This window comes from Campylobacter sp. CFSAN093238, assembly GCF_012898015.1.
Lineage (GTDB): Bacteria > Campylobacterota > Campylobacteria > Campylobacterales > Campylobacteraceae > Campylobacter_D > Campylobacter_D jejuni.
Map to the genome: position 1 here is coordinate 1,485,637 of NZ_CP040611.1, position 22,139 is coordinate 1,507,775.

A 22,139-nucleotide genomic window follows, 5' to 3' on the forward strand; every position below is an offset into this window, starting at 1 on the left:
TTTAATACTTATGCTCCTCTATTATCATTTTAATAAATTTAACAATCCCAAAAATCAAAGATAATACAATAAATGCTGTTAAAATATCATAAATTCTTTCAGGATATTTTGCGCTTTCTGGAATATCTGGACTTTGAATGATGACAAGTTGTTTTATTTTTCTTAATGCTTCTATTCTAGCACTTTCATAAGCTTTTAAAGCTGCTTCATAAGCTTTTTGCGCAAAAGTAGCTTCTATAGTTAGATCTTGAAATTTAGCAGCCAAATCATTAAGCTTTTGAGAAGAATTGTTAGCTGAAATTTTAGATTTTTCCCTTAAAAGCTGTTTTTTAATCGCTTCAATTTCTGCTTTAAGTGCTACTACTTCAGGTGCTGCATCATTCATATAGCTTTGTAAAGTTAAAAGTTTAGCTTCTTTTTGAGCTAAATTAGTCTCAATTTGCGCAACCAAACTTGCTTTAGCTTCAGCTTGTTTCAAGGGATCAAAAACCCCATATTTATTTTGAAAAGCAATCAAACCATTTTGTGCTTTTTGATATCGTTCTTTGTATTTTTGTACTTCATTTTCAGCAAAAGCCATTTGTTCTCTAGCTGCTTTATGAGAGATTTCGTTGATAAACTTTTCGCTTTCTTGCATAATAGTTTGAGCAATCAAATGAGCTGATTTAGGTGTAAAACCTTCTACTTCTACCTGCAAAAGCTTAGTAGTTTCATCCGTATGCACCTTAACTCTTGCTTGGTAATATTTAAGATAAGATTCTATTGAGCTTGAATCCCAAATTTTAAAAGGCAAATCTATATGTTGTTCTTGGTAAAGATCTTTAAGTTTGATTTTCTCATCTAAAATTCTTAACATATCACTTGATTCTATATAACCTTTTAGATAATTTAAATCTTCGTTTGCTGTAGAAGTGCTACTAAGCAAAGACAAAATTCCACTTGTTTGAGCACTTTCTCCACTTGTTGATCTAACATCTAAAATCATCGTGCTTACATATCTTGGTGCTGCAATCAATGTATAATAAATCACAACAAAAATCATTATAAACCAAACAATTTTAAAAGAATCAAATATGCTTAAATCTTTGATTTTTTCTAATAAAGTTTTATTTTCTTCCATTAAGCTTTTCCTTGATATACAGCTATTCCTTCATCTACATCATCATAAACCGCAATTTGTCCATTTTTCATATAAATTATTTTATCACACCATTCTTTAATTTCAGCTACATCATGAGATACCATAATCACTTTTGATTTGCTTAATCTTTCCCTATATAATTTTACGCTTTTTTCTCTAAAAGCAGGATCTCCAACAGCTCCAGCTTCATCGATTAAATAATAATCAAAATCAAAGGCCATACTAAGTCCAAAAGCTATTCTAGCACTCATTCCCGAAGAATAAGTCTTCATAGGCTCATCAAAAAATTTCCCAAGCTCTGCAAAATCTTCTACGAATTTTACTTTTTCTTGAAGTTCTTGTCCTTTATAACCATATACTCTAGCTACAAATTTAGCATTATCCCTAGCAGTTAAAGAACCTTGAAAAGCTCCATTTAAACCCAAAGGCCAGGATAATTTTTTATTAGTAATTATCTTACCACTATCAGGAAGCTCTGCCCCGCTTAAAAGTCTCATGAGAGTGGACTTACCTGCACCATTACCCCCCATCAATCCTATGCTACAATTTTCAGGAAATTCAAAAGTAAAATTTTTAAAAACATAATGTCTTCCACCGCTAAATAAAGGATAAGATTTAGTTAGATTAATTAGCTTTATCATTCTTTTTTTGCCGCCGTTAGAGCTTGTCTATTATAGTAGTAAATAAAAAGTCCTATAAATAAAACAAGTAAAATCCAAAATATAGCATAAAAATAACTATATTCATCTTGCAAAGGATAATTCTCAAAAAAATTAAATCTTAAAAGCTCCATTATGTGAAGCAAAGGATTATAATAAAATATATCAAGTAAAGGTCTTGGCATAAGCCAAGTAGGAAATATAATCCCGGAACTCCAATAAAACACTATGCTAAAATAAGCTAATAAAGTTCTTAAAGGCTCTACAAAATGCCAAATAATAGCAAAACAAATCCCCAAAGCAAAAGCTGAGCACATAAGTAAAAAAATACAAAATAAAACTCCGAGTAAATGAACGGGGAATACATCAAATCTAAAAAACCATCCTGCAAAAAAAAGCACAGTGATAAAAATCACAAAATAAATACAAAATTCAAGCAAAGTTCTAGCAATAAATACATGTATAGGCTTTACAGGTTTATAAGCAAAAAGAGCCAAATTTGCCTGAGTACCATTCATAAGCTGAGTTACTATACTTCTAAACATAAAATAAGGCATAATACCTGAAATTAAAAACATAAAAATAGAAATTCCTTCAGGCATAACTTGATGATGATATTCTCTTATAATGGTAACAATTACTGTAATAGCAAGTGTTATTGACATTGGTTCTCCAACTACCCAAAGATAACCCAAATGCCTATTAGCACCAAATCTAGTTTTTAACTCTCTAAAAAATAAAGCGTGAATTACATTTAACATTTATTTTCTATACCTAACAATTTACATAAACTATAATCATAACTCATTTTTTTAAACAAAATCATAAAAATTTATTTTTTACAAAACTCAAGCTTTTTACTAAGTCCTAAAGCATTGTTAGTAAATTTAAGCCAAAAAAGCTCTAAAGCATAAATTTTTGCACTTTTATCAAGTATAGCAAAGGGAAATTTAGAAAAATAAATTTTCTTTTGCTCCTTACTTGCCATTTTAAACTCGGCCTTAGCTTGCACACCTTTTAAAAAGGCTATTTTACTTTCTTTGGCTATATTAAGTGCTATACTTGAATTTTCACTGGCTAATCTTATATGCTTAGTATCTTCATGGGAAGCGATAATAAAAGCTAAATTCTTTTCATCAAAAGCATAAAAAGCACTAGCCGTATAAACACCTTTTTCATCAATCATAGCCCAAGATAAAAGCTGCTCATTTTTTATAAATTCTAAAATTCTTTCATCCATATTATAAAAATTATACTAAAATATTTTTAAAAATAACCGATTTTTGATTTAAACTATAAATATAAGGGGAAGAAATGCAAATTGATGCTAGTAAAAACCAAAGTTTTTCGATGGATTATACAACAAAAAGTGGCAAACACTTAGCCTTATCTATGTATGACAATCAAAGCATAAGTTATGCAAATAATGAAGAAGGTAAAACTCTTAATCTTAAGCGTCAGTATGGTTTTAGCTTTACTTTTGAAGGCTCTAAACTCACACAAAATGATCTTGATGAGATTAAAAATGCTATGAAAGAAGTTGAACCTATGATCAAAGATTTTTTAGCAAATTCTAAAGTTGGAGAGTTAAAGCCAAAGGAAATTATCGAATCAGCTATGCAAATGGCAAATGTTCTACCAACTCCAAATGATAAAAACCATCAAAATGCTATTATGAATAATTTTACAAATAAACTCAGTGATTTGCTAAAACAAAATCAAACAAATGATAAAGATATCAATACTTCTATGCTTGAAGATAGCAAAAAACTTCTTGATGAAGTTTTAGAACAAATGAAAAAACAACTTGAAAAACAACAAGAAAAAGCCAAGGAAAATCAAGATAAGACAGATGATAGTTTAAATCTTTACGCTTAAATCATATAATATTAAAAATTATCAAGGAGTTTTAAATGACAAATATCGAAATTTTAGAAAATATGCTCAAACTCCAACAAAAACTTAACGACGAAACAAACGGCTTAAATTGGGAAAATGGCTACACCAAAGAAGGAAAACTGATCAGTTGGAGACGCTGTATTTATATGGAATGTGCAGAACTTATAGACTCTTTTGCATGGAAACATTGGAAAAACATTTCAAATCCGACAAATTGGGAAAATGTGCGTATAGAGATTGTCGATATTTGGCATTTTATTTTAAGTCTTTTACTTGAAGAGTATCGCGATAAAAACAATAAAGATTTCAAAGCTATAGCCACAGAAGTTAATGCTGTAAGCGTGTTTCAAGATTTTTGCAAAGAAGAAGAATACCCTAATGAGGGTGATATTTATGGCATTTTAAATGATATAGAGCTTATTATCCATAAATGCAGTGGTTTTGGATTTAATCTTGGAGAATTACTTTCAACCTATTTTACTCTAGCTATTAAATGTGGGCTAAATCTTGAAATTCTTTATAAGACCTACATAGGTAAAAATGTTTTAAATATTTTTAGACAAAACAATGGTTACAAAGATGGTAGCTATAAAAAAACTTGGAATGGCAAAGAAGACAATGAAGTTTTAGCTCAAATTTTAGAACAAGAGCTTGATTTTGATACTATTTATAAAAAACTAGAAGAATGCTACAAAAAGGCATAATTTGGATATTTTAAAACTTGCAATCAAAGATTTTTTAAGTCTTAAATTTTTAAAATTTGCCTTAATTCCTTTGATTTTTAGCCTTATACTGATGCTTTTTTTAGGAGTACTTGGCTTTTCGGCCTTGCTTGATTATTTTAATTCTTTATTTAGCGTTGGAGAAGATTCGTTTTGGGCGTGGTTTTATGCTCTTCATTTTGTACAAATTTTAATCACCATCATAAGTTTTTTATTTTCAGGTTTTATTGTTGTTTTTGCTTCGGTTTTTTTAGCCCTTTTTATCACTTCTTTTCTTACTCCTTTTATCGCTAAAGAAATCAACCAAAAATATTACCATTATGATAATACAAACGAAGTTTCAACCTTAAAAACTATCTTTGAAATTTTTAAAATATTTATAAAATTTATAGGGATTTTATTGCTTTGCACCTTGGCTTTATTTTTACCTTTTATAAATATTTTTGTATATTATCTTGCTTTTTATTATCTCTTTCACAAACTTTTAATGATTGATGTTACAAGCACGATTTTAAACAAAGAAAGTTTTAAAAATTTTCATTCTGATTTTTCGCCTTTAGAGTTTAAATTTAGCACTCTTTGTTTTTATCTACTCTCATCAGTACCACTTTTAGGACTTTTTTTGCAAGTATTTTTTGTGATTTTTCTCACACATTTAAGCTATCAAAGAATTTTAAAACTAAAAGCTAAGGCTTGAAATATCGATTTTGTGATTGTATAAATAAGCTCTTAAAAGTCTTGGAATTTTAGCTATTCTACACTCTTCTTTGAAATTTTTAGGTAATTTTTGACAAGTTTCATACTCAAAAACAATAGCTTGTTCGTTTTTATATGCAAGTGCTATTTTACCACCTAAAACACAATCACCCTTTAAAAGCTCTTTTCTTTGTGCCGTGCTTAAAAGCAAACCTTTCATTTTCACCGCTCTAGCAATCAAGCTTTCATTTTTAGGGCAAATAAGAAGTCCTTGAATTTCTTTGATATTTTCAAAATCATAAAGTTTTTTCCTGTCTTCATCAAGATAAGAAAAACTTCTTTTTAAACCCTGATGAAATTCACTCACAAAGGCATTAGAGAAATTTTTTCTTATATAATTTCTAAAATATTTTTCATTTTCATTACTTTCATCATGGAAATAAAAAATATCTTTTTCTTTTAAAAAAGATGAAATTTCATCTTTACTTATAAAGAGTAAAGGGCGTAAAAGTGTATAATTTGAGCGTTTTTCACATTCTTGCATACCTAAAATTTCAGCCAAACCTGCGCCTCGTGAAAGTTGCATCAAAAACCATTCAAATTGATCGTTTAAATGATGGGCTAAGATAAGATGGTCATAACCTTGCTCAAGACAAATTTTTTCAAAAAAATCATAGCGAAAATCTCTGGCTTTTTTTTCAAAGTTACTTTGAAATTTAGGAGCGTGTTTTATGAAAATTTTTTTATGAAATTTTAAAGCAAGTTCTTTGGCTTTTAACTCTTCTAAATCACTATTTTTTCTAGTTTTGTAATTTATCATCACAAGATCAAAGTCGATCTTTTCTTGCATTAAAAGATAAAAAAGCACACTAGAATCACTTCCATAAGAAAAAGCGAGTAAATTTTTACCCCTTTTTAAAAGGGCTAAAATTTCATCTTTAATTTGCATCTACTTTTCTTAAAGCCTTAGCAAGGAGTTTTTTATCAAGGTTTTGTAAAATTTCACATTCATAAATTTGCCCCATTTCCAAATTTCCACATTCGCTTTCATTAATAAGAATTTCCCCATCAATCTCTCTATCCCATCTTAAATCTTTAGCTGCGATAAAAAACTCTCCCTCACTACTTTCTCCTGTGCAAACTACTAAACGCTTTTGCCCTACTTCTTTTTCAAAACTTTTTTCTATCACTTCATCAACAATTTTTTCTATGATTTTAAGCCTTTTATTGATCACTTTAAAAGGCACTTGCTCCATATCAAAAGCGGCTGTATCTTCTTCCTTAGAATACGCAAAAACACTCACCCTATCAAAACCAAAGTCTTTAACAAACTCACAAAGCTCTTCAAAATCTGCCTCACTTTCACCTGGATGCCCTACGATAAAGCCCGTGCGTAAAAAGCTATTTGGCGCACTTTTCATTAAATTTAGCATTTCTTTAAGTCTTGTGCTATTTGCCCCACGCTTCATGATTTTAAGCATATTATCACTTATGTGCTGCAAAGGCATATCAAAATAATTTACAAAAATTTCAGAAGCTATAATGCGTTTAATCAAAGCTTCACTCGCACTCGTAGGATAAAGATATAAAATTCTAGCCGCTCTTATGCCTTTGATTTTTTCCACCTCATCGATTAAGCGTATAAGCCCATCTTTTTCACCCTTATCAAACAAATAAGAACTCGTATCTTGTGCAATAAAAGAAAAGTCCTTATAACCTCTAGCTACCAAATCTTTAAGCTCAGCTATAATGCTACTTATCTCACGAGATTTTAACTTGCCTTTAAAACTTGGGATGGCACAAAAAGAGCATTTTTGATTACAACCTTCGGCGATTTTTATAAAAGCATGGGAATTTGAACCTGTGATAATACGTTTGGAATTTTCACTCTGCAAATAAGTCGAATTTGAAAATAAATTTGTTTTTTTAAGTATCATTTCATCGATTCTTTCATAATCACCCACACCTGTGAAAAGATCAACCTCAGGAAGTTCTTTCATAAGTTCTTCGCGGTAACGCTGCATCAAACAACCCGTAACCACCAAAAGAGAATCTTTTTTTCTTTGTTCGTGCAAATCCAAAATCGCATTAATACTTTCTTTTTTTGCACTATCGATAAAACCACAAGTATTTACGATTATAACATCAGCTTTGCTTGGTTCATCGCAAAGTTCATAAGCACTAAGGCGCCCTAGCATGATCTCACTATCGACTAAATTTTTATTACAACCTAAAGACATAAGATAAAGTTTTGACATTTTTTTCCTATATTAAAGTTTTCTTTTGATATAATTTTTGACTTTAAAAATATAATTATAGCAAAGAAATTTTATGGATAATTACGAATTTAGCGAACTTTTAAAAACTTTAAAAAACAAAGTCGGCAACATAGCCTCCATCATCAAGCCTGAAAATATCCAAACAAGGCTTAAAGAAATCGAAGAGCTTGAAAATTCTCCTTCTTTTTGGAGTGATGTTAAACAAGCAGGAATCATAGGTAAAGAAAAAACTAAAATCACCAATCTACTTAAAAACTATGAAAATGCTTTTAATGCTCTAAATGACGCAAGCGAACTTTTCGATCTGGCCAATAGCGAAAACGATACAGAAACACTTGAAGCTTTATTTAATGACGCACCAAAACTTGAAGATACCATCACAAGTCTTGAAATTTCCATGCTTTTAAGCGGGGAAAATGATGGTAAAAATGCCATTGTTTCCATTCACCCAGGTGCAGGTGGAACGGAAAGTAATGACTGGGCAAGCATACTTTATAGAATGTATTTAAGATTTTGTGAAAGAGAAGGTTTTAAAGTCGAAACTTTAGACTTTCAAGAAGGCGAAGAAGCAGGACTTAAAGATGTGAGCTTTTTAGTTAAAGGAGAAAATGCTTATGGTTATTTAAAAGCTGAAAATGGTATCCATCGTTTGGTAAGAACTTCTCCTTTTGATAGTGCAGGACGCCGTCATACAAGCTTTTCAAGTGTTATGGTAAGCCCTGAACTTGATGATGATATAGAAATTGAAATCGAAGAAAAAGACATAAGAATAGATTATTACAGAGCAAGCGGTGCAGGCGGACAACATGTCAATAAAACAGAATCAGCTGTGAGAATCACACATTTTCCAACCGGCATAGTCGTACAATGCCAAAATGACAGAAGTCAGCACAAAAACAAAGCCACCGCTTTTAAAATGCTAAAATCTCGCCTTTATGAACTTGAACTCATGAAACAACAAGATAGTGCTAATACTGGAGAAAAAAGCGAGATAGGTTGGGGGCATCAAATCCGTTCTTATGTGCTTTTCCCTTATCAGCAAGTCAAAGACAATCGCAGCGGAGAAGCTTTTTCTCAAGTGGATAATATCCTTGATGGGGATATCAAAAAAATGATAGAAGGCGTTTTAATTGCCTTAAAAGCGGAGTAACAGCTTAAAAATAAGTAATTTCTGCAAAATGTCGGTATAAAAAGAATTAGAAAGATAGCGGGATTTTCCCGCTTGTTTTATTATCTTGCATAAAACCTAAGAGCATCATTCACAGAACAATAAACTCTTTTCTTAAAATCTTTATCGCAATAAACACTCACAACTTTATAGTCTTTTTATCGTTTGGATTTAATAAGAAAACATAGTTTGAGTATGGAGTTTTATCTATTTCTAAATCACGCTTCATTTCTTTAATTTTGCCTTCTGGATTGTTAATATCACTAATTGTTCTGACTGAAGTATAATCATAAAGTTTATGATTTGGATATTTTTTCATAATCTCTTGATTACCTAAATCAAACATAGCTTGATCGTTGCCATTGTTTTTTTACTCGACTAAATCGCCATCGCCACAACCTATAATCAAAGTCATAGCTCCTAAAGCCAAAGCACTTGTTAAAATCTTTTTCATTATTTTTGCTCCTAGTTTTAAAATTAAATTAATATAACTATACCTAAATTTAAAATTTAAATATCATTTTTGCAATAAATTCTAAAGTAAAAATCACGTAAAAATTTAACTCATAATTATTTCACTCAAACAAATTTTTATGCAAAATTTCTTCTAAAACCACAGTAGCATAAGAGCCTTTTTGCAAGAAAAACTCTATACAAAAATGAGCTTTTTCTTCATCATAACGCCATTTTAACTCTTCTAAATATCCCCACATAAAGCGTCTTGAACCTTGCATTTTAGCCTTAAACTCCAAAGTATCTTTAAAAATTTCATTTTCTAAATTTAAGGCCAAACCTTCTCCTGTTTCATAAGCCTTAGCACCGATTAAAAGCCCCATGGCGCTTACATCTCTTGCCTTAAAACGCCCAAGCTCAGCACTTAAATCCTCGCATAAAAAACACTTTCCAAAAGGATAATGCCCTAAAACCTCACCTTTTAAAAGCTTAAAAAATTGTTCTTGTTTTTTAAGTTCCTTAGCTTCTTCTTTAGAAATTTTATAAATTTGGATCAATTCTTTTTCGCTAAAATCATTTGCAAAATGTGATAACTCCACTCTTTTACTCAAATAGCGATTAAAAAGCTCACTTTGAAAAGCTGAAATTAAAAACTCTTTCATTTTTACATTTTTCATTTTTTTGCCACGCAAAATTTCAAGCCCTTCTTTATAATTATCCCCAAATTTTCCAAAACGCTGATAACCAAAATAATTCGTAAAACCTTGCTTATCCAAATTCATCAAAGCTTGTTCTAGTTTTAAAGCATCGCTTGGTAAAACTTTTTTTAAGCGTATGAAAAAAGTATTTCCTTTTAAATGCCCTATTCTTAGCTTGTTTTCATGGATAAAAATTTCTAAAATTTTAAGTTTAGGATGAGAAAAATTTGACAAAAAACTCTCAAATTTTTTAGGCATAGAAAGGTATTGAAAGGTTGATCCTTGCTTATCTTTAAGCCCTGCATAACCAAAATCTCTTATTTTAACCCCGCTTGTTTCACTTAAAATTTTTAAAGCTTCATTTGTGGTTAAATCTTTTTTATTGATATGCAAAATAAGATGTTCACCCTTACCGCTAAATTCATACAAAGGCCTTTCACGCACTACAAAATCATCGCTATTTTTACTAAAATACGCATTAATAGGACTGTGTTTTAAACTATACAAAGGCTTAAAAATGGTGTTCTCTTCCTCTAAATTCATATTTTCCTTTCACTGCTTTTCCAAAGATATTTAATTTCACGCCGTATTTTTTGGCTATTGTTTTTATATTTTGACGCTCTTTTTCATCAAAAGCAAACAAAATTTCATATTCTTCTCCGCTATAAAGCGTATAATCATCAAGTTTTTTAAACCAAGAAATACCGCATTTATTTAAGGCTAGAAGTCTTGATAAATCCTTGCTTAAACCATCTGAAATATCCATAGCACAAGAAATTAAAGGTGCGATTTCATAAAAAAAACTAGCTCTTAATTTTGGCTTTATAAATACATGGTTTGGTTTTAAAGTGCCCCCATTTTGTAAAATTTCAAGCCCTTTTAAACTTCGTCCTAATTTTCCCGTATAAGCAAGTAAATGCCCCTTTTTTAAACCTTTTCTAAAAACAGCTTTATCGTTAATCTTTGAAATGATAGTAAGACTAATGTCTATTTTATCATTGCTTATAGTATCACCGCCTATGATTTTTATATTAAATTTCCTAGCTGTTTTTAAAAAACCTTTTTGCAAGGCTTTGATCTCATTTTCGCTTAAATTTTTTGGTAAAGCAAGTCCTAAAAGTGCGTATTTTGGTACAGCATTCATTGAAATAGCATCTGAGATATTAACAAGCATTGCTTTTGTAGCAATTTGCTCTAAGCTAAACCACTCTCTTTTAAAATGCACATTTTCAAAAAACAAATCCTTACTAAAACACCAATCATCAATAATAGCTCCATCATCGCCATTTTTTTCATTTAAAAAAGCTTTGATAATAAAATCTTCTTTGTTCATAATGCGTGATTTTATAAAATTTCCTTTTAAATTCTAGTGAATTTTAGAAAAATTTTATATAATATAGAAATATTTAAGGAAAAACCATGAAAAAATTAGAATTAAGAATTTTTAGATTTGATAAAACCAAGGATTATGAGGCTTATTATAAACCTTATATTTATGATAATTATGAAAATTTTGCAAGTTTTTATGATTTGCTTTTGCAAGTTCAAGATGATGATATTTATTTTGATTTTGATAAAGATGAAGATACTTACATGGTTGTAAATAAGCAAATCATACCACTTTTTACACCTTTAGAAAAAATAGCAAAAGAATTTGATTTTAGTCTTTGTATCGAGCCTTTAAGCACAAAAAGAGCCATTAAAGATCTTATCATCGATAAAAATGATTTTTTAGACAAATACAAATATCTTGAAAAATTTGGTGATGAAGAGGATAAAAAACTTTATGCAAAATATGATTATTTATATTATGCAAGTGAAATTTTAGACTATCTTCCTGAATATATGGGCGATGGAGTGTTTTATTTGGCTTCAAAAATGATAGAAAAATATCCTGAAAAAAAGATAGAAATTTTAAAAACTCTAGCAGATAAAGAAAAGGGTATTTTTTATCATCTTGAAAGCAAAAATGAAATTTTAGAAACAACGATCAAAAACCTACAAAATGAAATTTTAAATTTAGGGCTTTTTGATAAAAATATTTTACACTTTGATTTACCTAAAACCAATGCTTTTGATAATGAGATCAAAGAACTTAAAGAAATTAAACATAATTTTAAAGATTTCAATATAGCTTTTTATGGTTTTAATGCTTGCGATACTTTAAAATCCAAACTTAAGGCTAAATTTATTTCCTATGAAAACAGTATAAAAAATAATGGCTTTAGCTTGCTTAATCTAAATCCTACGCTAAGCTATAAAATAGCCGCAGATATTGTTTTGGACGCTTATGATAGCGGGGCTGATTTTATGGTAGTAAAAGAAGAAAAAGATTTTTATCTTTTTGATACTTGTGCTAAAAAACTTATGCAAACAAGTGGAAGGGAATTTGAAGACTTTTATATTTTGAGGCGTTTTGAGTTTTTAGCCCTTATCGAAGGCATACAAGCTCCATCATTAAAAAATCACACTTTAAAGGTTAGTTTGATATGAAAATCTCTTTAGAATGCAAAGATCTCATCATAGAAAAAACTTTAGAACTTTTTTTAAAAGATCATTTGGTAATGAAAAAAAATTGTGATTTCATCATTAGCGATGAAAAAATTTATACCGCAAAACCCTTATTTATCATCTCTAAAAACTCTCCATTTTTAAGCATACCATTTAGCAAAGAAGCCTTGTTTGAGTCTTTAAATGAATTTGATAATGCCTTAAAAGCAGCAGCTTTGCAACTTGCACTTGAACAAAAAAGACTGCTTGAAGAAAAAATTGACGCTATTGCTTTGGAATTTAAAAAAGATTATGAAAATAAAATCGATCTTGCCATAAAAGATCTTAAAAACAAACTCGTAAAAGCACTTAATGATGAATGATGAATTTATAAGCGTTAAAGACTTTTTTAATCACAATGAAAAAAGAAAAAAATTTCTTCAAAAACAAGAAATTAAACCTCTTAAAGAAAAAACAAAAAAAACTAAAGAAACAAAGCTTTATACAAATATAGAAAGTGGTAAATACAAAGGGAAAAAACTACTTTTACCTAGTCTTACAACAACAAGAAGTACTAAAAGCATAGTCAAAAGTTGTGTTTTTAATGTAATAAGAGAAGATTTAAGAAGTAAAATTTTCATTGAAGCCTTTGGAGGAAGTGCTTTAATGGCGGCTGAAGCACTAAGTAATCATGCTTTAAAAGCTTATGCTATAGAACTTGATGTAAAAGCTTATAAAATTGCTTTAGAAAATGCTAAAAATATAGATCCAAATTTAGAAGTGATCCATGCAAATACTTTTGAAATTTTACCTAAACTCATAGAAAATTCAAAAAATGAAATCATCTTATATCTTGACCCACCTTTTGATACCAGAGAAGGTTTTAGCGATATTTATGAAAAAATTTATCATTTTTTAGAAAATTTAGATTTAAAGACTTTAAATTTAATCATTTTTGAACACCACTCAACCATAAAAACTCCCGAAAAAATCCAAAATTTTCAAAAAGTCAAAGAAAAGAAATTTGGATCAACTAGCTTAAGCTTTTACGCTTCTTAACTTACTTGGAACACTTCTTGCTTGATCTATCATCAACAATAGATTAAAGGAAGAATCCATGAGAGTTTTAACGATATTTTTACTCTTTATGACAAGCATTTTTGCAGTGCAAATCAAGGATGTAGCAAACACTGTAGGTGTAAGAGATAACCAACTTATAGGTTATGGACTTGTTGTAGGGCTTAATGGAAGCGGCGATGGAACAAGCTCTAAATTTACACTACAATCCATCTCAAACCTTTTGCAAGGTATGAATATCAAAGTAGATCCTAACGATATCAAATCAAAAAATACCGCAGCTGTTATGGTTACAGCCAAACTTCCGGCCTTTGCAAAAAGCGGAGATAAACTTGATATTACCGTTTCATCTATGGGTGATGCAAAATCTTTACAAGGCGGAACACTTTTACTGACTGCACTTCGTGGGATTGATGGTGAAATTTATGCTATAGCACAAGGCTCTATCTCAACAGGAGGTTTAACACCTAGACCAGGAGGAGCAGGTTCTCACTCAACTGCTGCAACCGTAATGGGCGGAGCTAATGTAGAAAGAGAAATTCCACAAAATTTTAGTCAAAACAGTGATCTAACCTTAAGTTTAAAAGTAGCGGACTTTAAAACCGCAAATGATATAGAAAGAGTTTTAAATACTGTCTTTGGCGAAGAAGTAGCTAAAGCTATCGACTCTCGCACAGTAAAACTCAAAAAACCTGAAGATCTTTCAAATGTTGATTTTATGGCAAGAGTTTTAGAACAAGATATAGCTTATAAACCACAAAGCAAAGTTATCATCGATGAAAGAACAGGAACAGTGATTGCTGGAGTTGATGTAGAGGTAGAACCTGTTTTAATCACTCATAAAGATATCACCATAAAAATAGATCCAAACAATAACGCAGTAGCTAATCAAAATGAAATCGATATGAAAGATGGTGGTTTTGTAGATCCAAGTTCAAATACCTTAAGAATCAACAATGCAAAAAGCACAGTTGCGAATATAGCTAGAATGCTTAACAAACTTGGAGCAACCCCAAATGACATTATCGCTATTATGGAAAATTTAAAGCGCGCAGGTGCAATTAACGCGGATTTGGAGATCATCTAATGAAAGTGGATAATTTTTTAAATACTTATAGTATGAATAGCGCTTTACTTGATCGTGCAGCCAAAGCAAGAAGCTTAGAATCAAGTATTAAAATAAATGATAATGATATAGTTACAAAAACCAAAGAAGATGAAGCCTTAAAAGAACAAACAGATGCTTTTGAAGCATTTTTTTTAAAGCAAGTTTTAGATGTATCTTTAAAAAGTCAAAATTCACTCTTTGGAAAAGATGCCAGTGATGAAATATACTCTTCCATGTATAACGATACTATGAGTAAAGCTTTAAGTGGAGGTATGGGTTTTTCAAAATTATTATACGATTTTTTAAAAGAAAGGGGTTAAGTTTTTTAAATTTGGGTCGATATGGTTTGTAGAGGATTATAACTAAGATCAAGGAGGCAGAAATGATCAATCCTATACAACAAAGTTATGTGGCAAATACCACATTAAATACAAATAGAATAGATAAAGAAACTAAAACAAACGATACTCAAAAAACGGAAAATGATAAAGCGAGTAAAATCGCAGAGCAGATTAAAAACGGTACTTATAAAATCGATACAAAAGCTACGGCTGCTGCGATTGCTGACTCTTTAATCTAAAACTTTCATTCTCCTTTTTTTTGAGAGAGAAAAGGAGAAAATATGCTTAAACAAAGACTTGATGAAGTAAATGCTATCTTAGCAAAACTTATTGCTTTAACCGAAGAAGATATAGAAAATATCAAAGTGGCTAAACATGAGAGTATAACGCCAAGTGTAGAAGAAAAAAACAAACTTATTGCCGAATTTATTACAGCTAAAAAACAACTTGATGTTGCCTTGGTTGAGCTAAATAATAGCTCTACAAAAGGGCTTAGTGAACTCTTAGATGATGAAGATAAACAAAAACTAGATCTACTTAAAAAAAATCTTCAAAACCTTCATAGTAAAAACAAAGAGTATGCTAAATTTGTTCTTATTGTCAAAGATTTTCTTGATGGCTTAGTAAATAAAATGTTTGATATCAATGATGGAACAAATAATGCTTATGGAGATAAAAAGACAAATCCAGAGTCAATTTTCAAGATCAATGTATAAGGATTTATAATGGGTATTTTTGGAACATTATACACAGGTGTTACAGGCTTAAAGGCAAGCGAAGTTCAAATCGCAACAACTGGAAACAATATCTCAAATGCTAATGCAACTTTTTATACACGCCAAAGAGTAGTGCAAACTACAAATGGGTATATTACCGCAGGTGGAGTTCAAGTAGGCACAGGAACTGCTATAGAAAGTATAGTGCGTTTGCATGATGAGTATTCTTACTATAAATTAAAAGGTGCATCAAACCAACTAGAATACACTAAATATATGGCTTCAACCTTACAAGAAATCGCTCAGCGTTTTCCAGACTTACAAAATACTGGAATTTTGAAAGATTTAGAAAATTATAACAAAGCTTGGAATGATTTTGCATCTAACCCTAATGAAAATGCCACAAAAATAGCCCTTGTAAAAGCTTCTCAGACCTTAACAGAAAGCGTTAATAACACTTTTGCAACCTTGGATAAAATCCAAAAAAAAGTAAATGATGATATTAAAAATACAGTTGATGAGATTAATAGAATTGGCGAAGAAATTGCTACTATAAATAAACAAATTTATGGACAAGAAGCCTTACCAACAGAACACGCAAATGAACTTAGGGATAGAAGAGATGAACTTGAGCTTACTCTTTCAAAGCTAGTTAGTGCAGTTGCAAGCAAAAATGAAATCAATCAAGACAATCGCCTTGATACAACCATCACTGATCCAGGACATCAATACAATCTAAGTATAGAAGGTTTTAGTATAGTAGATGGAATAAATTTTCATCCTTTAAAGCTTGATTATGATGATAAAAATAAATCTTATAGCATTTATTATGAAACTCCTGATGAAAAAGTTCGCGATCTTACTGCAAAAATTAGCGGTGGACAGCTTGGTGCTCAACTTGACTTACGCGGTAGAAACTATAGCAAAAGCGAAGGAAAATATGAAGATGGAATTATCCAAGGTTATATGGATTCTTTAGATACTTTTGCTAAGACCATGATCAATGAAACTAACAATCTTTATGCAAGTTCTGCGAAAAGTTCTGTTACTTCTGATTATCTATCTGGGCTTAAGGGAGATATTCCTTTAGTTAATTACGACAGAACCATACAACCAGGAAGTTTTGATATAGTCATTTATGATGATAAAGGCGATAAAAAACTCACCAAAACCATCACCATAGATGTAAATACAACCATGAATGATATCATGCGTCAAATCAATGCTAATACAGATGATAATAACAATAAAAATTCAAACGATGATGTTGATGATCATATCAATGCAAGTTTTAGCTACGATGCAAAAACTGGAGATGGTTTATTTCAAATCAATGCAAAATCAGGTTTTAAGGTAGCCATTGAAGATAAGGGCACAAATTTCGCAGGTGCGTTTAGTATAGGTGGTTTTTTCAGCGGAACTGATGCAAGTAATATGAAAGTAAAAGATTCCATCTTAAATGATCCAAGCACAGTAAGAGCAAGTTTAAGTGGGGTTGATAGTGGCAATGACATGGCAAATAAAATCATCCAACTTCAATATGAAAAAGTTAATTTTTATAATGAAGATGGCACTATCGATAATCTTACCATGGAAGAATATTACCGCAAACTTACAGGTAAAATAGCCTCAGATGGTGAAAATAACAATGTCGTCAATTCAAGCAATGAAACTCTTTATAATTCTGTTTATAGCGAGTACCAATCTAAAAGTGGCGTAAATACAAATGAAGAATTAGCCGCCCTTATACAATATCAATCAAGTTACGGTGCAGCAGCAAAAATCGTCTCAACCGTAGATCAAATGCTTGATACCTTACTAGGGCTTAAATCTTAAGCTCTAGTAATATCAAATGAAAAATTTTATCCATCTTAAAGCTAAGCTCGATTTTTTAGCCAATCAAAAAAATACCAATCATTCCCTTTTTGAAACTCCAGATCCTTTGCAAATTGCTAAAATTCACAATGATGAATTTATTGCCTTAATTTGTGCTTTATTTGCCTATGGAAATGCTAAAAATATAGTAAATTTTCTAAAGAAACTTGATTTTTCTTTATTAAACCTTCAAGAAAAACAAATAAAAAAAGAACTTAAAAATTTAAAATACCGCTTCCAAAATGAAAAAGATATACAAGAAATTTTTATCACTCTTTCAAGGCTGAAAAATGAAATTTCACTCTACGAACTTTTTTATCAAGCCTATCAAGAAAGAGAAAATACCACAGATGCCATCTTAGCTTTTATGCAAAAAATCAAAACCTTAAATTCATATTCAAGTTATGGATATGATTTTTTCTTTGGAAAAATTTGGCAAAACACTCCTACTTCACCTCTTAAACGCTATAATATGTATCTAAGATGGATGGTTAGAAAAGATGAACTTGATCTTGGACTTTTTACCAAAATTCACACCAAAGATCTTTTAATTCCACTTGATACACATGCACATAAAATTTCCTTGACTTTAGGACTTCTAAAGCGTAAAATATATGATTATAAAAGTGTTTTAGAACTCACACAAAATTTAAAAAAATTAGATGCAAATGATCCCATAAAATATGACTTTGCACTCTATCGTTTAGGGCAAAGTAAGGAAATTGACAAATTTAAGGAGTGAAGAATGGGTTTTGAGCACTTAAATACGATTTATTATTTCATACTTTTTTTTGTAGCTCTTTTTGCTGGTTTTATAGATTCTATTGTAGGTGGAGGAGGACTTATTACTCTACCAGCACTCATAGCCTGTGGGATTCCTGCGCATTTATCCTTAGCAACAAACAAACTCCAAAGCGTCTTTGGTTCTTTTACGGCTACTTTAACTTATTTTAAATCCACCACTCTACCTCATCTTGCTTGGGGTGTTTTTTTCACAGCCTTAGGAGCAGCTATAGGAAGTTATAGTGTTCTTTTTGTAAAAGATGAGCAATTAAAGCTTATTATCTTAATCTTTTTAACTCTTACCTTCTTATATACAGCCTTACGTCCCAACTTAGGCAAACACGAAAGCGAACCTAAAATAAAAAATATCAAAATTTTTCATTTAATTTGTGGCTTAACTTTAGGATTTTATGATGGATTTTTAGGGCCTGGAACGGGTTCATTTTGGATTTTTGCTTGTGTGATGCTACTAGGTTTTAATATGAGAAAAGCGAGCATTAATACTAAAATTTTAAATTTCACAAGCAACATCATTGCTCTTGCTATATTTTTATGGCAATATGAACTTTTATGGGCTGTAGGTTTGCTTATGGGTGTAGGACAAGTTTTAGGAGCTTATTTGGGTTCAAAACTTGTGTTAAAAACTAATGGAAAGTTTATAAAAACTTTATTTTTAATCGTTGTAGGAGCTACTATTATTAAAGTAGCTTGGGATTATTTTAGTTAAAATTGACCCCTGAGCTAAGCTCCCACATAGGTAAAAATATACCTAAAGCCAAAAACAAAACTAAAAGCGCTACAAATAAAGTCATCATAGGCTCTAAAAAAATCAAAAATCTATCCATCAAATTTTCGCTTTTTTGTTGATAATATTTGGCAATTTCTTCACTTAATACTTCAAGTCTTCCACTTTTCATCGCAACACTAAGCATAGAAAACACCAAAGAATCAAAAATATCAATCTTTTTAAAAGCCTGACTTAACTCAAGACCAGAATCTATAAAACTAAAAAGTTTTTTATACTGAAAAATTAAAAATTTATTTTCAAGCCCTATAATAGCTAAATCAAAAGCTTTAGATATTGAAATTCCATTTTTTAAAAGCAAAGAAAAAACCATAAAAAAATAATAATTTTGATTATAAATAATCAAACGAGAAATCAAAGGTACTTTTAAAAATAAAAAATCGCAAGAAAAAGCAAAAGAATGAAAATTTTTATAAGCTAAAATAAGCATAACAATAAAAATAACAAACAAAAATATGCAAAAAATTCCATAGTCATCTAAAAAATTATAAATTTCTAACATTACATGCGTGATAAAAGGCAAACTCGCGCCTAAATTTTCAAATAAATCTTTAAAATTAGGCACTACAAAAAGCATTAAAAACAAAAATGCTCCGATAATACTTAAAAAAACCAAAGTAGGATATCTAAAAGCCTTTTTTAATTGTTTTTGACTCTCTAAGCTTTTTTCTCGAAGTTTAGAAATTTGACTAAACACTTCACTGATTTTTCCTGTCTTTTCAGCCGTTTTAATCAAAGCTAACTCCGCACGATTTAATCCAAAATTAGCATTTTCAAAAGCTTGATTTAGATTTTGGGCTAAAATTAAATTGTCTAATATTTTTTTCATAATCTTGCAAGAGTGCATAAGATATAATTCTCTAATCGCTTCTTGAACACTTAATCCAACTTCACACAACAAAGCTAGCTCTTTAAAAAAGAGTATAAAATTTTCATCTTTTAATCTCTGAAAATTAGATTTTTGAATTTCTTTTATATCAATGATTTTCCAATTCTTTGATAAGGCTTTTGCTTGTGCTGTATTTAAATTTTCAGCTTTTATAGTTTTTGTATAATTTTGATTGTTTTTAAGAAATTCCACTTCATAAAATTTCATCTTACAACCCTTAAAAGCTCATCTATACTTGTAAGACCTTCTTTGGCTTTTTTTAAACCTTGTTCAAACATAGTTTGAAAGCCATATTTTTTTGCAAGCTCCATTAAAATCGTTTTATCTTGATTTTCCCTAATTGCACAAGATAAATCTTCATTGATCTCTAAGCACTCAGCGATTAATTCTCTGCCAAAAAATCCACTATGATGACAACGCTCACATCCTTTTGGTTCAAAAAATTCACCTTCAAATTCAATATAATGTTTTTTGCTTTTTTGCTTACACCAAGGACAAAGTTTTCTAACCAAACGCTGTGCTATAACAAGACTCAAAGCCGATGCTATCAAGTAACTTTTTGCTTGCATATCCAAAAGCCTATCAATGGTACTAAAAGCATCATTAGTATGCAAGGTGCTTAAAAGCAAATGACCTGTTAAAGAAGCTTTAAGTGCAATATCTAAACTTTCTTCATCGCGAATTTCTCCTATCATGATAATATCAGGATCTTGCCTTAAAATTGCTCTTAAAACACTATTAAACTCGACTCCAACTTTTGAATTGAGCAAAATTTGCTGCACTAAAGGAATTTTATATTCTATAGGATCTTCTGCGGAAATAATCTTTTTTTCAATACTTTTCAACTCATTTAAACACGCGTATAAAGTTGTGCTTTTACCACTACCTGTAGGACCGGTTAATAAAATCATTCCATTGGGACGATGTAAAATCTTTTTTAAAATTTCTAAATTTTTATTTCCAAGATTTAGTTTATACAAATCCAAAATTTCTTTATCATGTTTTAAAATTCTTATAACAACACTTTCGCCATAAATCAAAGGCAAACATGAAACACGAAAATCATATCTTTCATTTTCAAAATCTAATTCAAAACTTCCATCTTGTGTTTTTCTTGATTCAGCTAAATTCAAACAAGCTAAAAATTTGACATGAAAAACCAAAGCTTCATAAATATCCTTCTCAAAAATAGCAAATTCACGCAAAATTCCATCAACCCTAAACCTAATCAAAGCATCATCATTTCTTGCCTCTATATGAATATCACTCGTATGAAAAGATAAAATTTCATGTAATAAAAAATCAAAAATTTGACTGATGCAACTTTGATCATCTCTTTTGTGATTTTCTTGCCATTCAAGTCTAAGCTTAATGCTTAATCTTTTAATCTCCTCTTGAATGCGAATTTGATTTAAAATTTTAGCTATCTTTAATTCATCGGCAATTGCAGTGTCGATTTTTTCACAAATCATAAAAGTCTTAACTTGCTCTAAAAGCTCTAAAGAACAAGGTTTGGATCTAATAATCATAAAGCCGTCATTGTTTTTAATAAGCAGAAATTTAAATTTTAAAAGTAAAGAAAAAGGTATACCTTCATAAATAAAATCATTATCTTCATCTAAATCAACAAAATGCAAATTACAAAAATTTGCTAATTTTTTAAAAAAATCCCAAGAAGTGATATTAAATTTAGTGCAAATTTCATCAAGACTTATTTCATTATCAATATAAGCTTGAAAAATTTTATCCATTCTACTTTCCATCTAATTCCATTAAACCATAATAATTTATATAAGCATCTAAAGCACTTTGAGCTTCTTTTTCTTCGCCTAAAGCTCTTTTAGCCTGAGCAAAAATCAGCCAAGAATCTTGTTTTTGCTTGTCAAGTTCATTGGCTTTTAAAGCCCAAAATATTGTCTTTTGATAAGCTTTAATATCAAAATACTTCTTAGCTAAATTTAATGCCTTTTCATAGCTTGGATTTTGATAAAAAGATTTTTTTAAATCAGAAATATTTAAAATTTTAGAATCAATTTCTATCTTGCTAATATGTGTATTTTCCTGCACCGCTTTAACTTCTTCTAGTTCTTTATATAACTTTTCCCTAGAAATCTTATTTTTTTCTTGTAAAATTTGCGCTTGAAGAATCTTTTGCTCCAAATGCTTTTTATGTTCAATAGCTTGCAAATAAATATTTTTTTGCTTATTATATTTTTGCATTAGCACAAAAAAACAAAATGCTATTACTGATATTAGAATAATTAATAATAAATATTTTAAATATTTTTTAAGTAAAAAGTATTTATACCTAAGCTCAAGCTCTTTAATTCTTTCTTGCAT

25 protein-coding genes and 1 pseudogene are annotated in these 22,139 nt (G+C 30.0%); 14 read left to right on the forward strand and 12 right to left on the reverse strand.

Annotated elements, in window-relative coordinates:
• Window position 1: 1 nt before the first annotated feature.
• The 4 genes from FBF21_RS07575 to FBF21_RS07590 form a co-directional block, all read right to left on the reverse strand.
• Window positions 2–1,120 carry a capsule polysaccharide transporter gene (locus FBF21_RS07575; protein WP_002876058.1) on the reverse strand — a complete coding sequence of 373 codons (1,119 nt, stop codon included), beginning with the start codon at window positions 1,118–1,120 and terminating at the stop codon, window positions 2–4.
• Window positions 1,120–1,782 (reverse strand): ABC transporter ATP-binding protein, encoded by a 663-nt coding sequence (locus FBF21_RS07580; RefSeq protein WP_002870907.1) that lies wholly within the window; start codon window positions 1,780–1,782, stop codon window positions 1,120–1,122. The genes FBF21_RS07575 and FBF21_RS07580 overlap by 1 nt, the downstream gene beginning before the upstream one ends.
• Window positions 1,779–2,561: an ABC transporter permease gene (locus tag FBF21_RS07585; protein ID WP_002876057.1), complete on the reverse strand. Its 783-nt coding sequence runs from the start codon at window positions 2,559–2,561 to the stop codon at window positions 1,779–1,781. Before FBF21_RS07585 ends, FBF21_RS07580 begins: the two co-directional genes overlap by 4 nt.
• A 71-nt stretch (window positions 2,562–2,632) precedes the next feature.
• On the reverse strand, window positions 2,633–3,040 hold the full coding sequence (locus tag FBF21_RS07590) for a hypothetical protein (RefSeq protein ID WP_002870905.1): 408 nt from the start codon (window positions 3,038–3,040) through the stop codon (window positions 2,633–2,635).
• Window positions 3,041–3,114: 74 nt separating this feature from the next.
• On the opposite strand from FBF21_RS07590, the gene ciaI reads away from it, so the two are divergent.
• Genes ciaI through FBF21_RS07605 form a run of 3 tightly spaced genes read left to right on the forward strand, consistent with a single transcriptional unit; the run spans window position 3,115 to window position 5,118 of the window.
• Window positions 3,115–3,678 carry an intracellular survival protein CiaI gene (ciaI, locus tag FBF21_RS07595; RefSeq protein WP_002867263.1) on the forward strand — a complete coding sequence of 188 codons (564 nt, stop codon included), beginning with the start codon at window positions 3,115–3,117 and terminating at the stop codon, window positions 3,676–3,678.
• Between the two features lie 35 nt (window positions 3,679–3,713).
• The gene (gene dut, locus FBF21_RS07600) at window positions 3,714–4,403 is read left to right on the forward strand and encodes a dUTPase (RefSeq protein ID WP_002876056.1); all 690 of its coding nucleotides are present in this window, start codon (window positions 3,714–3,716) and stop codon (window positions 4,401–4,403) included.
• 1 nt (window position 4,404) lies between these two features.
• Window positions 4,405–5,118 (forward strand): EI24 domain-containing protein, encoded by a 714-nt coding sequence (locus FBF21_RS07605; RefSeq protein WP_002869775.1) that lies wholly within the window; start codon window positions 4,405–4,407, stop codon window positions 5,116–5,118.
• On the opposite strand, the gene tilS is transcribed toward FBF21_RS07605, so the two are convergent.
• The gene (tilS, locus tag FBF21_RS07610) at window positions 5,101–6,066 is read right to left on the reverse strand and encodes a tRNA lysidine(34) synthetase TilS (RefSeq protein ID WP_002858852.1); all 966 of its coding nucleotides are present in this window, start codon (window positions 6,064–6,066) and stop codon (window positions 5,101–5,103) included. The genes FBF21_RS07605 and tilS overlap by 18 nt on opposite strands.
• Window positions 6,056–7,375, reverse strand: a complete 1,320-nt coding sequence (gene rimO, locus FBF21_RS07615) for a 30S ribosomal protein S12 methylthiotransferase RimO (protein WP_002858853.1) — start codon at window positions 7,373–7,375, stop codon at window positions 6,056–6,058. Before rimO ends, tilS begins: the two co-directional genes overlap by 11 nt.
• A gap of 73 nt (window positions 7,376–7,448) precedes the next feature.
• On the opposite strand from rimO, the gene prfB reads away from it, so the two are divergent.
• Window positions 7,449–8,546, forward strand: a complete 1,098-nt coding sequence (gene prfB, locus FBF21_RS07620; RefSeq protein WP_002851475.1) for a peptide chain release factor 2 — start codon at window positions 7,449–7,451, stop codon at window positions 8,544–8,546.
• Between the two features lie 157 nt (window positions 8,547–8,703).
• Here prfB and FBF21_RS07625 read toward each other — a convergent pair.
• The 3 genes and pseudogenes from FBF21_RS07625 to FBF21_RS07635 all read right to left on the reverse strand — a co-directional run bounded on the left by FBF21_RS07625 (window position 8,704) and on the right by FBF21_RS07635 (window position 11,048).
• Window positions 8,704–9,018 (reverse strand): annotated as a pseudogene (locus FBF21_RS07625) (hypothetical protein).
• Window positions 9,019–9,139: 121 nt separating this feature from the next.
• Window positions 9,140–10,258: a tRNA pseudouridine(13) synthase TruD gene (truD, locus tag FBF21_RS07630; RefSeq protein ID WP_002876055.1), complete on the reverse strand. Its 1,119-nt coding sequence runs from the start codon at window positions 10,256–10,258 to the stop codon at window positions 9,140–9,142.
• The gene (locus FBF21_RS07635) at window positions 10,227–11,048 is read right to left on the reverse strand and encodes a thiamine-phosphate kinase (protein ID WP_002876054.1); all 822 of its coding nucleotides are present in this window, start codon (window positions 11,046–11,048) and stop codon (window positions 10,227–10,229) included. The genes truD and FBF21_RS07635 overlap by 32 nt, the downstream gene beginning before the upstream one ends.
• A gap of 86 nt (window positions 11,049–11,134) precedes the next feature.
• On the opposite strand from FBF21_RS07635, the gene FBF21_RS07640 reads away from it, so the two are divergent.
• From FBF21_RS07640 to FBF21_RS07685, 10 genes are all read left to right on the forward strand, one after another.
• Entirely contained in the window at window positions 11,135–12,208 is a 1,074-nt protein-coding gene (locus FBF21_RS07640) for a DUF5644 domain-containing protein (RefSeq protein WP_002876052.1), read from the forward strand.
• Entirely contained in the window at window positions 12,205–12,588 is a 384-nt protein-coding gene (locus tag FBF21_RS07645; RefSeq protein WP_002858858.1) for a hypothetical protein, read from the forward strand. The genes FBF21_RS07640 and FBF21_RS07645 overlap by 4 nt, the downstream gene beginning before the upstream one ends.
• Window positions 12,581–13,264, forward strand: a complete 684-nt coding sequence (gene rsmD / locus FBF21_RS07650; RefSeq protein WP_002876051.1) for a 16S rRNA (guanine(966)-N(2))-methyltransferase RsmD — start codon at window positions 12,581–12,583, stop codon at window positions 13,262–13,264. The genes FBF21_RS07645 and rsmD overlap by 8 nt, the downstream gene beginning before the upstream one ends.
• Window positions 13,265–13,322: 58 nt before the next feature.
• Entirely contained in the window at window positions 13,323–14,369 is a 1,047-nt protein-coding gene (locus FBF21_RS07655) for a flagellar basal body P-ring protein FlgI (protein WP_002869192.1), read from the forward strand.
• The gene (locus tag FBF21_RS07660; RefSeq protein WP_002869194.1) at window positions 14,369–14,710 is read left to right on the forward strand and encodes a hypothetical protein; all 342 of its coding nucleotides are present in this window, start codon (window positions 14,369–14,371) and stop codon (window positions 14,708–14,710) included. The genes FBF21_RS07655 and FBF21_RS07660 overlap by 1 nt, the downstream gene beginning before the upstream one ends.
• A 62-nt stretch (window positions 14,711–14,772) precedes the next feature.
• On the forward strand, window positions 14,773–14,970 hold the full coding sequence (gene flgM, locus FBF21_RS07665; RefSeq protein ID WP_002792053.1) for a flagellar biosynthesis anti-sigma factor FlgM: 198 nt from the start codon (window positions 14,773–14,775) through the stop codon (window positions 14,968–14,970).
• Between the two features lie 42 nt (window positions 14,971–15,012).
• On the forward strand, window positions 15,013–15,447 hold the full coding sequence (locus FBF21_RS07670; RefSeq protein ID WP_002876049.1) for a flagellar protein FlgN: 435 nt from the start codon (window positions 15,013–15,015) through the stop codon (window positions 15,445–15,447).
• 9 nt (window positions 15,448–15,456) lie between these two features.
• A complete protein-coding gene (flgK, locus tag FBF21_RS07675; RefSeq protein ID WP_002876047.1) occupies window positions 15,457–17,283 on the forward strand; it encodes a flagellar hook-associated protein FlgK in 1,827 nt (608 codons plus the stop codon).
• 16 nt (window positions 17,284–17,299) lie between these two features.
• Complete coding sequence (locus FBF21_RS07680; RefSeq protein WP_002851318.1) at window positions 17,300–18,064, forward strand: TIGR02757 family protein; 765 nt, start codon at window positions 17,300–17,302, stop codon at window positions 18,062–18,064.
• A 3-nt stretch (window positions 18,065–18,067) separates the two neighbouring features.
• Window positions 18,068–18,832: a TSUP family transporter gene (locus FBF21_RS07685; RefSeq protein ID WP_002855821.1), complete on the forward strand. Its 765-nt coding sequence runs from the start codon at window positions 18,068–18,070 to the stop codon at window positions 18,830–18,832.
• Here the strand turns inward: FBF21_RS07685 and FBF21_RS07690 are convergent.
• The 3 genes from FBF21_RS07690 to FBF21_RS07700 are packed head-to-tail and all read right to left on the reverse strand — an operon-like array spanning window position 18,825 to window position 22,139.
• Complete coding sequence (locus tag FBF21_RS07690; protein WP_002868229.1) at window positions 18,825–20,006, reverse strand: type II secretion system F family protein; 1,182 nt, start codon at window positions 20,004–20,006, stop codon at window positions 18,825–18,827. The two genes, FBF21_RS07685 and FBF21_RS07690, sit on opposite strands and share 8 nt — an antisense overlap.
• Window positions 20,003–21,562 (reverse strand): GspE/PulE family protein, encoded by a 1,560-nt coding sequence (locus tag FBF21_RS07695; protein ID WP_168985468.1) that lies wholly within the window; start codon window positions 21,560–21,562, stop codon window positions 20,003–20,005. Before FBF21_RS07695 ends, FBF21_RS07690 begins: the two co-directional genes overlap by 4 nt.
• Complete coding sequence (locus FBF21_RS07700) at window positions 21,552–22,139, reverse strand: membrane protein (RefSeq protein ID WP_002851370.1); 588 nt, start codon at window positions 22,137–22,139, stop codon at window positions 21,552–21,554. Before FBF21_RS07700 ends, FBF21_RS07695 begins: the two co-directional genes overlap by 11 nt.